The following is a 1,275-nucleotide window of genomic DNA, read 5'->3' as shown; positions in this document are numbered from 1 at the left end:
TGTAATGGTCAAGAGAAACAGGACAGTTATTTAGGCAGCTTGTCTTAAAAAATCACGTTCAAATATTAATGGTGATTTATAACCTAGCGTTGAATGAATACGCTTGCCATTATAAAAAGCCAAATAATCAATAATACTTAGTTTTGCCTCCTTTACGGTTCGGAATTTTTCATCGTGAAGCTGTTCGTATTTTAAGCTACGAAAGAATCGTTCAGTCGGCGCGTTATCCCAACAGTTACCTTTACGACTCATACTTTGCTTCATGCCCATTATCGCCAAATGCTCACGGTATTCTTTGCTTGCATACTGGCTGCCACGATCGGAGTGATGAAGCAGTCCTTGAGTAGGCTTTCGTCGCCAAAAAGCCATTTGTAACGCACTGACACACAATGACGTTTTCATATGATTATCCATTGCCCAACCCACGACCTGCCGTGAAAATAAGTCTATGACCACCGCAACATACAGCCAGCCCTGTAATGTCCACACATACGTGATGTCTGTTGTCCAAACCTGATTGGGTTGGCTAACTGTAAACTGCCTGTCTAAGGTATTGGGTGCAATAGCCTCACTGTGACGGCTATCCGTCGTCACTTTAATGCGTTTAGGGTATTTGGCCACTAAGTTCAAGTTTTGCATTAAGCGACGTACTTTATAACGGCCTACCTGAATCCCCTGTGTTTTCAATGCGTTCGTCAGTCGGCGACTGCCATACACACCGCGATTCTCGTTAAATAATTGCCTTAGCTTTTTGGCAAGAACGTGGTCTTGCTCTGCTTTAGGGGCTTTATGCGCCGATTGACACCACGCATAATAGGCACTGCTACTCACAGTCATGACGCGACATAAAACCGTCACAGGATAGGTCTTCTGTTGCTCTCGAATAAAAGCGTACTTTACTCGACTTCTTTCGCAAAGAAGACGGCGGCCTTTTTTAGGATTTCACGCTCCATTCTCAGCTGTTCGTTTTCTTTTCTTAAACGGCGTAATTCGTCGTGTTCAGCAAGGCTTAAGCCTGACTTTTTACTTAATACCTCACTCACATTCGGTGGTCGCTCTGCTTTAACCCAACGGGATAATGCACTTAATGATACCCCTAAATGGTCTGCTGCTTTTTGGCAGCTATAGCCTTTCTCTAGGACTAATTTCGCCGCATCTTGCTTAAATTCTAAACTGTACGTCGGCTTTTTCATTGACTTCGTTGCTTTCATAAACACCTCTACTTGCAGTATAAATACTACCTATCAAAGTGTCCTGTTCTATTAAACCATTACA

General features: G+C 43.1%; 2 protein-coding genes. Both read right to left on the bottom strand.

The window, feature by feature from the left end:
• Positions 1-30: 30 nt before the first annotated feature.
• Positions 31-885: an IS3 family transposase gene (locus tag C8N29_RS16620; protein ID WP_239987207.1), complete on the bottom strand. Its 855-nt coding sequence runs from the start codon at positions 883-885 to the stop codon at positions 31-33.
• 11 nt (positions 886-896) lie between these two features.
• Positions 897-1,211, bottom strand: coding sequence for a transposase (locus C8N29_RS16615; protein WP_107867176.1), 315 nt, complete (start codon positions 1,209-1,211; stop codon positions 897-899).
• Positions 1,212-1,275: the final 64 nt, after the last annotated feature.

It is taken from the genome of Agitococcus lubricus, from assembly GCF_003051055.1.
GTDB lineage: Bacteria > Pseudomonadota > Gammaproteobacteria > Pseudomonadales > Moraxellaceae > Agitococcus > Agitococcus lubricus.
Note: the sequence above shows the minus strand (reverse complement) of the source record. Positions and strands in the feature narration are given on the sequence as shown.

Bases quoted from the DNA above. Each gene is read 5' to 3' on its own strand.
- C8N29_RS16615 (WP_107867176.1), bottom strand. From the start codon at position 1,211: ATGAAAGCAACGAAGTCAATGAAAAAGCCGACGTACAGTTTAGAATTT.